Annotated in this window: 8 protein-coding genes; all 8 read right to left on the reverse strand. The window is 65.6% G+C overall.

Annotated features, from left to right (window positions below):
• Nucleotides 1-79 precede the first annotated feature (79 nt).
• Entirely contained in the window at nt 80-706 is a 627-nt protein-coding gene (locus WHH00_RS09665) for a superoxide dismutase (protein WP_188808970.1), read from the reverse strand.
• Nucleotides 707-805: 99 nt separating this feature from the next.
• The gene (whiA, locus tag WHH00_RS09670) at nt 806-1,786 is read right to left on the reverse strand and encodes a DNA-binding protein WhiA (RefSeq protein ID WP_015937022.1); all 981 of its coding nucleotides are present in this window, start codon (nt 1,784-1,786) and stop codon (nt 806-808) included.
• Between the two features lie 9 nt (nt 1,787-1,795).
• On the reverse strand, nt 1,796-2,812 hold the full coding sequence (gene yvcK / locus WHH00_RS09675) for a uridine diphosphate-N-acetylglucosamine-binding protein YvcK (protein WP_231457572.1): 1,017 nt from the start codon (nt 2,810-2,812) through the stop codon (nt 1,796-1,798).
• Nucleotides 2,812-3,735 (reverse strand): RNase adapter RapZ, encoded by a 924-nt coding sequence (gene rapZ, locus WHH00_RS09680; protein WP_231457573.1) that lies wholly within the window; start codon nt 3,733-3,735, stop codon nt 2,812-2,814. Before rapZ ends, yvcK begins: the two co-directional genes overlap by 1 nt.
• A 90-nt stretch (nt 3,736-3,825) precedes the next feature.
• Complete coding sequence (gene uvrC / locus WHH00_RS09685) at nt 3,826-5,847, reverse strand: excinuclease ABC subunit UvrC (RefSeq protein ID WP_406638353.1); 2,022 nt, start codon at nt 5,845-5,847, stop codon at nt 3,826-3,828.
• A gap of 76 nt (nt 5,848-5,923) precedes the next feature.
• Complete coding sequence (locus WHH00_RS09690; protein ID WP_231457575.1) at nt 5,924-6,592, reverse strand: 1-acyl-sn-glycerol-3-phosphate acyltransferase; 669 nt, start codon at nt 6,590-6,592, stop codon at nt 5,924-5,926.
• Nucleotides 6,579-7,295, reverse strand: coding sequence for an HAD hydrolase-like protein (locus tag WHH00_RS09695; protein WP_406638355.1), 717 nt, complete (start codon nt 7,293-7,295; stop codon nt 6,579-6,581). The genes WHH00_RS09690 and WHH00_RS09695 overlap by 14 nt, the downstream gene beginning before the upstream one ends.
• Before the next feature lie 80 nt (nt 7,296-7,375).
• The gene (uvrA, locus tag WHH00_RS09700; protein ID WP_406638356.1) at nt 7,376-10,300 is read right to left on the reverse strand and encodes an excinuclease ABC subunit UvrA; all 2,925 of its coding nucleotides are present in this window, start codon (nt 10,298-10,300) and stop codon (nt 7,376-7,378) included.
• Nucleotides 10,301-10,302: the final 2 nt, after the last annotated feature.

Below are 10,302 nucleotides of genomic sequence, written 5' to 3' on the forward strand. Positions count from 1 at the left end.
GCGGGGGCGGACCGTCCACATCCCGGCCTTTATATGTCCGGATTGTGAAGTTTGTTACACGTTGGTGCGGCGTACTTCACTACGGGAGGGTGATGAGGCCCGTGGCGTTGGTGCGGGCTGCTTCGAAGCGCTTTGCGACGTCGGCCCAGTTGACGATGTTCCAGAACGCCTTGACGTAGTCGGCCTTGACGTTGACGTAGTCAAGGTAGAAGGCGTGCTCCCACATGTCCAGCATCAGCAGCGGGGTGGTGCCGAGCGCCACGTTGCCCTGCTGGTCGTACAGCTGCTCGATGACCAGGTTGCCGCCGATGGGTTCGTAGGCCAGGAAGCCCCAGCCGGAACCCTGCAGGCCAAGTGCTGCCGCGGAGAACTGGGCACGGAAGGCGTCGAAGGAGCCAAACGCGTCATCGATGGCCGCCGCGAGTTCGCCCTCGGGCTTGTCGCCGCCGTCCGGGGAAAGGTTGTTCCAGAACACCGAGTGGTTGACGTGCCCGCCGGTGTGGAATGCGAGGTCCTTGGAGAGCCGGTTGATGTTGGCGAAGTCGCCCTTCTCCCGGGCTTCCGCCAGCTGGGCCAGGGCGTTGTTGGCGCCGGCCACGTAGGCTGCGTGGTGCTTGCTGTGGTGCAGCTCCATGATGCGCGCGGAAATGTGCGGCTCCAGGGCGGCGTAATCGTAGCTGAGTTCGGGCAATACGTACTCGGTCACAAAATCCTCCAATATCGTGGACATTCGGTCCGGTTGGTAACTCTCGGATTATGCATCCGGGCGGCTGGCGCCCGGAATCTTTTTGATTCTATGGGGCTGTCACTCGTCCAGCATTTCAGGCGTCACATTGGCGTCAGTCCCGGGGATGCCCAGGTCGAGGGCGCGCTTGTCCGCCATGGCCAGCAGCCGGCGGATCCTGCCTGCAATGGCGTCCTTGGTCATGACCGGGTCCGCCAGGCGTCCCAGCTCATCCAGGCTGGCCTGCTTGTGCGCCACCCGGAGTTCACCGGCGTACTTCAGGTGGTCCGGAACGTCGTCGCCAAGGATCTCAAGGGCCCGGTCCACGCGTGCGCCTGCCGCCACGGCTGCCTGGGCCGAGCGCCGCAGGTTTGCGTCGTCGAAGTTTGCCAGGCGGTTGGCGGTGGCACGCACTTCCTTGCGCATCCGCCGTTCTTCCCAGACCATCAGCGCATCATGGGCGCCCATCCGGGTGAGGAGGGCCGCGATGGTGTCCCCGTCGCGGATGACCACCCGGTCCACGCCGCGGACTTCGCGGGCTTTCGCCTGGATGTCCAGCCGGCGTGCCGCGCCCACAAGCGCCAGTGCGGACTCCGGCCCCGGGCACGTGACCTCAAGGGACGAGGAACGTCCGGGTTCGGTCAGGGAACCGTGCGCCAGGAAGGCGCCGCGCCAGACGGCTTCGGCATCAGCGGCGGAACCGTTGACGACGGCGGACGGCAGTCCGCGCACGGGACGGCCGCGGCCGTCGAGGAGGCCTGTCTGGCGTGCCAGCGCCTCGCCGTCGCGCACCACCCGGACCACGTAGCGGCTGGCGCGGCGCAGTCCCCCGGCGGAGACCACGATGATTTCGCTCTGGTGTCCGTAGACTTCGGCGATGGCTGCCCGCAGGCGCCGGGCGGTGGAGGCGAGGTCCACTTCCGCCTCTATGACGATCCGGCCGGAGATGATGTGCAGCCCGCCCGCAAAGCGGAGCATGGCGGATACCTCGGCCTTGCGCACTGATGACTTTTTGATGTCCAGACGGGACAGTTCTTCTTTGACCGATGCTGTCAGTGCCATGGCACCTTCCTAACTGTTCCCAAAAATGTCCTGGTACGCCGTTGCCAGACGTAAAGGGTCGTGGACGGGACGGCGGCCCGACGCCCCTACTTTACCCAAGACAACCTCGGCGCCGATCATCGCGGCGGCTTTCTCGAACTCCTGCCGGTCCGGGACGGAAGCGGGATCGGCAAGGACCACGTCAACGCTGAACTCCGGGGCGTAACGCCGCAGGACGTCGAGGTGGTCGGCGGCGGTCATGCCTGTTGTTTCCTTCGTGTCCGTGGCCAGGTTCATGGTCAGGCAGCGCTTGGCCGGAGTCTGGCACAGAGCCTGGCGCATCTCGGGCAGGAGGAGGTGGGGCAGCACGGAGGTGTACCAGGAGCCGGGGCCCAGGATGACCCAGTCAGCCAGTTCGATGGCCGTGAGGGCTTCGACGCAGGCCGGGGCAGCCTCCGGGAGGAGCCGCACCTGCTCCAGCGACCCCGCCACGGCGCAGCGGGCCTGGCCGCGGATGGTGTGCAGGGCGGAGCCGCCGTCGGGTGCGTTGACCCGCACGTCCCCTTCGATGGTGAGCGGCACGGTGGACATGGGCAGTACCTGGCCGCGTGCCCCCAGCAGTGCGCCTGCCCAGCGAAGCCCGGCAACGGCGTCGCCCAGCAGTTCCCAGAGGGTCACAATGAGCAGGTTTCCCATGGCGTGTTCATCCAGGGAACCGCCCGGACCCCTGCCTGGACGGAACCGGTGCTGCATGACGTCCCGCCAGGTTCGCCCCCAGTCCGTATCGTCGCACAGGGCGGACAACGCCATCCGCAGGTCGCCGGGCGGAAGGACGCCGTACTCTTCGCGCAGACGCCCCGACGATCCGCCGTCGTCCGCTACTGTCACCACGGCCGTCAGGTCGGAGGTGAGCAGGCGCAGGGCAGAAAGCGACGCGGAAAGGCCGTGGCCGCCGCCCAGGGCAACAACCTTGGGCCCCTTGTCATGCTGGCCCGCTGCTGACCCCGCGGGCGGGACCAGTGGCAGGGCGCCGGTGAAGAGCGACATTACTCCCGGCCCAGATCCCGGTGGGTGGTGGTCACCGTGACTCGCGGGTACTGCGCCAGTTTCTTGGAAAGTTCGACGGCGACTGCCACCGAGCGGTGCTTGCCGCCCGTGCAGCCCACGGCGATGGTGGCGTAGTGCTTGTTCTCGCGGCGGTAGCCGTCCAGGACGGGCTCGAGGGCCATGACGTAGCGGTCCACGAAGTTCTTGACGCCCTCTGCCTCCAGCACGTAATCGCTGACGTCCTTGTCCAGGCCGGTGTGCGGGCGCAGCTGGGGAACCCAGTGTGGGTTGGGGATGAACCTGACGTCGGCCACGTAGTTGGCGTCCACGGGCAGGCCGTACTTGAAACCGAAGCTCATGACGTTCAGCCGCAGTGCCACGGGGCCGGTTTCGCTGAACAGTTCGGTGATGGCCGTGGCCAGGCCGTGCACGTTGTAGCCGGAGGTATCCAGCACGACGTCGGAGCTGTCGCGGAGTTCCTGCAGCAGCTCCCGTTCGGCTGCGATGCCGTCCAGTATGCGGCCGCCGCCCTGGAGGGGGTGCGGCCGGCGTCCCTGCTCGAACCGGCGGACCAGGACGTTGTCGCTGGCATCGAGGAAGAGCACGCGGAACGCAACTCCGCTGGCGGCCAGGGCCCCCAGCGCGGCGCGGATATCCGCGAACAGGCCCTTGCTGCGCACATCGATCACCACTGCCAGCCGCGGAATGGATTGCGGGGCATGGGATACCAGCTCCGCCAGGGTTCCCAGCATCTGCGGCGGCAGGTTTTCCACGACGTACCAGCCGTGGTCCTCGAGGGCGTCAGCGGCTGTACTCCGCCCGGCGCCGGACATTCCGGTGACCACCAGCAGCTCCGCTTCGAGGGGCTTGACGGGCTGCAGACCGTCCTGCCCGGCTCCGGATTCCGCCGTCGTGTCTGCCATCAAGTCCGCCCCGTTCCTGTTGTTGTCGCGCAGGCTGCCGCGTTGGCGGAAACCCCGTTCTTTACCCTAGCCAAGTTTCGCCGAACTCCGCTAAGTTTCGATCACTTCGCCGGTGGTCATATTGATGGCCGGCACCGGAGCCGCGTCTGGCCCGTCCGGCGCGAAGTGGTTGACGATCGCGCTGGCAAGGGCCGGCCCGATGCCTTTCGCCTGCGACAGTTCGGCGGCGGAGGCCGCCTTGACGCCCTTGACGGACCCGAAGTGGGCGAGCAGGGCTTTCCGCTTGGAAGCCCCGAGCCCCGGCACGCCGTCCAGCGCCGATACCGTCATGGCCTTGCCGCGCTTTTGCCGGTGGAAGGAAATCGCGAACCGGTGGGCCTCGTCCCGGATGCGCTGCAGCAGGTACAGTCCCTGCGATGTCCTGGGGAGGATCACCGGGAAGTCACTGTCCGGCAGCCATACCTCCTCCAGGCGCTTGGCAAGGCCCACCACGTACACGTCTTCGATGCCCAGGTCCGCGAGGGCGCGGGCTGCAGCGTTCACCTGGGGCTTGCCGCCGTCCACCACCACCAGGTTGGGAGGGTAGGCGAACTTTGCCCGCGGCGCAGGCGTGGTGGTATCCAAGGCAGTGTCCCGCGCCTGGTTGGATGTGGGGTCCGGGTCCGCTCCGTCAGCGGCACCGGCCAGGGCGGCCTCATCCACCTGCGCGGACTTGTCCTGGAGGTAGTGGCGGAACCGGCGCGTGAGCACATCATGCATGGCGGCGGTATCGTCCGCCGCAGCGGGTCCGGTAACGGAGAACTTCCGGTAGTCCGATTTCTTCGGCAGTCCGTCCTCCACCACCACCATGGAGGCCACCACGTTGGTGCCCTGGACGTGTGAGACGTCGAAGCACTCTATGCGCAGGAGCGGGACCGGAAGGTCCAGTGCTTCCTGGAGCTCCTGGAGCGCCTGCGACCGGACGGTGAGGTCCCCGGCGCGCCGGGTCTTGTGAAGTTTCAGGGCGTGTTCGGCGTTCTCCCGCACCGTGGACAACAGCGTGGCCTTGTCCCCCCGCTGCGGCACGCGGATGTCCACTTTGGCACCCCGGAGTCCGCCGAGCCACTGCGCCAGCTCTTCGGCGTTGCTCGGGCTGACGGGCACCAGGACCTCGCGGGGCAGCCTCCCGTGGCTGTCGCCGTCTTCACCGTAAACCTGCTGCAGGAGATGCTCCACGAGGTCGGGTGTGGTGGAATCCTCCACCTTTTCCACCACCCAGCCGCGCTGGCCGCGGATCCGGCCGCCGCGGACGTGGAACACCTGGACGGCGGCTTCGAGTTCATCCTCGTGCAGGGCGAAAATGTCGGCGTCAGTCTCGTCTGCGAGCACAACGGCATTGCGTTCAAAGACCTTGCGCAGGGCGGAGATGTCATCGCGGACCCGGGCGGCGCGCTCGTAATCAAGCTCGGCCACCGCTTCTGCCATCTGCTTTTCCAGCTTGACGATGAAGCGTTTGGCTTCCCCGCCCATGAAGGCGCAGAAGTCCTCGGCCAGGGCACGGTGGTCCGGCGGGGAGATCCGGCCCACGCAGGGGGCTGAACACTTGTCGATGTAGCCCAGCAGGCAGGGCCGGCCGCTCGCTTCAGCGCGCTTGAACACACCGGCGCTGCAGCTGCGCACGGGAAAGACGCGGAGCAGGGTGTCCATGGTCTCGCGGATGGCGCCAGCCGTGTAGGGGCCGAAGTAGCGGGTTCCCTTCCGCTTGTCGCCCCGCATCACCTGGACCCGCGGATACTTCTCGTTCAGGGTCACGGCCAGGTAGGGATAGGTTTTGTCGTCCCGGAAGACCACGTTGAAGCGCGGCTTGAATTCCTTGATCCAGGTATACTCCAGCTGCAGCGACTCAAGTTCGCTGCCCACCACGGTCCATTCGACGCTGCTGGCAGCGTGGACCATGGCGTAGGTCTTGGGCAGCAGTCCTGCGGGGTTGGCGAAGTAGGAGTTCAGGCGGGAGCGGAGGCTTTTCGCCTTCCCCACGTAGATCACCCGGCCGTGCTGGTCACGGAACCGGTACACCCCGGGGTTGGTGGGAATTTCACCCGTCTTGGGCCTGTAACTTGCTGGATTTGCCACCTATACAGTCTACTGAGGCGCGCCGGGTAGAAAATTCCACCCGGCCGCCTGCGCAGCCGAAACCGGCGGTATTCTGCTACTCGGCTGCCTTGCTCTGGTTGTAGCTGGTGGACCGTTCCTGGCCGCTGAGTTCGGCGATGGCGTCCATAATGCGGTCCGTCACTTCCCGGCGGGCCGGCAGCGAGTGGTCCGGGCCGGTCTTGTCGAAGTACAGCGGCTCCCCCACCTTCATGGTGAAATGCTGGGGCTTTACCCCGCTTTCGCCAGCGCGCTGGAGATTCTCGGTTCCGATCAGTCCAACAGGTATAACCGGCGCACCAGTGGTCAGGGCAAGCCATCCCACGCCGGTGCGTCCGCGGTAGAGGATCCCGTCCCGGGAGCGGGTCCCTTCCGGATAGATGCCGATGCCCTTCCCGGATTCAAGGATGTCCAGCAGCGTCCTGAGCGCCTGCACGCTGGCCGCCTGCTCGCCCCGTTCCACGGGGATGGAACCGACGGACTCAAAGAAGGCCTTCATGACCTTGCCCTTGACGCCGCCGGTGGTGAAGTATTCGGCTTTCGCGAAGAAGGCCACCGGCCGTGGCATCAGCGCCTGGACGATCACACTGTCGAAGAATGAGAGGTGGTTGGGGGCCACGATGAACGGCCCGTCAGCCGGGACGTTTTCAAGGCCGACGACGGTGGGCCGGCAGGTGCCCGAGATCAGGCTGCGCGTGGTCCAGCGCACCGCATCAAACATGGCCATCGTTGCTCACCCCGCTCATGGCAGACGCGTGGGCAGCCTGCATCCGTCCGATCAGTTCCGCCAGGCCTTCCGCGGTTTCCACGATGGCCACCGCGCCCGCCTCTTCCAGTTCGCCGTCCGGGGCGAATCCCCACGCCACTCCTATGCAGTCCAGGCCGTTGGCGATGGCACCGGAAACATCCTGCGCCCGGTCCCCCACCATCACGGCGTGCTGCGTGTCCAGGTCTTCGAGTGCAGCGGCGATGATCCCGGTCTTGCCCACCGGGACCCCTTCCACAGCGCTCTCGTCATCCGCGGAACCGTGAATGCCGTGGAAAAGCCCGTCCACCCCATGGTGCTCCAGGACCGTGCGGGCCAGGCGCTGTGGCTTCTGGGTGGCAACAGCAACCGGAAGCCCGGCCGCAGCGAAGGACTCCAGGACTTCGCGGACGCCAGGATAGATCCGGCTTTGCGCGATTCCGGTAGCCACGTAGTACTCGCGGTAGAGGCGGATTACCTCGTCCAGCAGCTCAGCCGGCACCTGCGCCACGGTCAGCAGCGAATCACTGAGCTTCGGGCCGATCATCGAGTGCAGCAGGTCCTGGCCGGGAACCGGCAGCCCAACGGCACGCAGTGCCGACGCTATTCCGTCTGTTATCCCACCGGCCGGATCGACAAGAGTGCCGTCCAGGTCAAAGATCACGGGCACTGTTGTTTGAGTCACCGGGTTAGTTTCTCATGACAGCACTCATGCCTGAAACTCGCATACGCGCAGGGGAATATAACGGGGTGGTTTTCCGTCCTTTACCCGAGGATTTCCGCGAGGAATGTTGCAGTGTGGCTGGCCGTGGACTTGGCAAGCTGCTCCGGCGTTCCCGAGGCAACCACCTGGCCGCCGCCGGAACCGCCGTCAGGCCCGAGATCCACGATCCAGTCTGCGCTCTTGATGACGTCCAGGTTGTGTTCGATGGTGATCACTGTATTGCCTTTGTCCACCAGCCCCTGCAGGACCATCAGCAGCTTGCGGATGTCCTCGAAGTGGAGCCCGGTGGTCGGCTCGTCCAGGACATACACGCTGCGGCCGTTTGAGCGCTTCTGCAGTTCCGCAGCCAGCTTGACGCGCTGGGCCTCGCCGCCGGAGAGCGTGGTGGCGGGCTGGCCCAGCCGAACATAGCCCAGCCCCACGTCCACCAGCGTGTTGAGGTGCCGGGCGATGGGTGAGAAGGCGGCAAAGAACTCCGCCCCTTCCTCGATGGGCATGTTCAGGACGTCCGCGATGGTCTTGCCCTTGTAATGCACCTCCAGGGTTTCCCGGTTATAGCGCGCCCCGTGGCAGACCTCGCAGGGGACGTAGACGTCCGGCAGGAAGTTCATCTCGATCTTCAAGGTTCCGTCACCGGAGCAAGCCTCGCAGCGGCCGCCCTTGACATTGAACGAGAACCTGCCCGGAAGGTAGCCGCGCACCTTGGCTTCAGTGGTTTCGGCGAAGAGCTTCCGGATGTTGTCAAAGACGCCCGTGTACGTGGCGGGGTTGGAGCGCGGGGTGCGGCCGATGGGGCTCTGGTCCACGTGGACAACCTTGTCCAGGTGCTCGAGGCCCTGGACAGTCTTGTGCCGCCCGGCCACCTGCTTGGCACCGTTGAGCTTGTTGGCCAGGACCTTGTACAGGATCTCGTTGACCAGGGTGGACTTGCCCGAGCCGCTCACCCCGGTAACCGCAGTGAAGAGTCCAAGCGGGAACGCGGCGTCCACGTTCAGGAGGTTGTTTTCCCGCGCCCCCACGACCTTCAGCTCACGCTTCTTGTCGTACTTGCGGCGCTTCTTGGGGACTTCAATTTTCTTGCGCCCGGACAGGTAGTCGCCGGTCAGCGACGCCGTGTTGTCCAGCAGTTCCTTGTAGGAGCCGGAGTGGACCACCTGGCCGCCGTGCTCCCCCGCTCCGGGTCCGATGTCCACAATCCAGTCGGCAACGTGGATGGTGTCCTCATCGTGTTCAACAACGATGAGCGTGTTTCCCATGTCCCGCAGCCGGGTCAAGGTGTCAATCAGCCGCCTGTTGTCGCGCTGGTGCAGGCCGATGGACGGCTCGTCCAGGACGTAGAGGACTCCCACCAGGCCGGAACCTATCTGGGTGGCCAGGCGGATGCGCTGCGCCTCGCCGCCGGAAAGCGTGGCGGACGGACGTTCAAGGTTCAGGTATTCAAGTCCAACGTCCAGCAGGAACGTCAGGCGTGCCTGGATCTCCTTGAGCACCTGGTGCGCGATCTGTGCTTCACGGCCGGTCAGCACCAGGTTGTTCAGGAAGTCGGCGCAGTCACGCATGGGAAGGGCCGCGACGTCGGCAATCGACTTGCCGTTGATCAGCACGGACAGCGACGCCGGGTTGAGCCGGGCACCGTTGCAGGCGGGGCAGGGAATCTGCCGCATGTACTCTTCGTAGCGGTCACGGGCCCAGTCCGAGTCCGTCTCGCCATGCTTGCGGTGGACGTACTGGATGGCACCTTCAAACCCGGTGCTGTATTTCCGTTCCCGGCCAAACCGGTTCCGGTACTGCACCACCACTTTGTGGTCCTTGCCGTGCAGGACGGTCTGGCGTACGTCCTTGCCCAGCTTCTCCCACGGGGTGTCCATGGAGAACCCGAGCTCCTTGGCAAGTCCCTCGAGCAGCCTGTTCCAGTACTCTGTGGTGGCCGTGCCCAGTGACCACGGTGCGATGGCGCCCTCGCCCAGTGAGAGTTCAGGGTTGGGAACGATCAGTTCCTCGTCCACTTCCAGCTTTGTGCCGATGCCGCTGCAGGCGGCGCAGGCGCCGAAAGGGTTGTTGAACGAGAAGGACCGGGGTTCAATCTCGTCAATGGCAAGGGGGTGTTCGTTGGGGCAGGCCAGGTTTTCCGAGAAGGCCCGCAGCCGGCCGGGATCCTCCGCCTCAAGGTCCACGAACTCTGCCAGGACGCGGCCCTCCGCCAGGCCCAAAGCCGTTTCGATGGAGTCCGTGAGCCGCTGGCTGATGCCTTCCTTGACCACCAAGCGGTCCACGACCACCTCGATGGTGTGCTTGAACTGTTTGCCAAGCTTCGGCGGATCGCTCAGCTGCACCAGGTTTCCGTCCACCCGGGCACGGGAGTAGCCCTTGGCGGTCAGCTCCTTGAAGAGGTCAACAAACTCGCCTTTGCGCCCGCGCACCACGGGCGCCAGCACCTGGAAGCGGGTACCCTCATCCAGCTCCAGCAGCTGGTCCACGATCTGCTGGGGCGTCTGCTTGGCCACGGGCTCGCCGCACACCGGGCAATGCGGACGGCCCACGCGGGCCCAGAGCAGGCGCATGTAGTCGTAGATTTCGGTGATGGTGCCCACCGTGGAGCGGGGGTTCTTGCTGGTGGACTTCTGGTCGATGGAAACCGCAGGGGACAAGCCTTCGATGAAGTCGACGTCGGGCTTGTCCACCTGGCCCAGGAACTGGCGTGCGTAGGCGGACAGCGATTCAACGTAGCGGCGCTGGCCCTCGGCAAAGATGGTGTCGAAGGCAAGGGAGGACTTACCGGATCCGGAGAGCCCGGTGAAGACGATCATCGCGTCCCGGGGCAGATCGAGGTCCACGTTGCGGAGGTTGTGCTCGCGGGCACCTTTCACCACAAGGCGGGAGAGGTCCGGGCGCGGCGGGACAGCCGCAGGGGGAACAGTTAAGGCTGTGGAGGGGGCGGAGGTTTCTTCAGCTACGGCTTTAGGCACCC

Source organism: Pseudarthrobacter quantipunctorum (genome assembly GCF_045291495.1).
Taxonomy (GTDB): Bacteria; Actinomycetota; Actinomycetes; order Actinomycetales; family Micrococcaceae; genus Arthrobacter; species Arthrobacter quantipunctorum.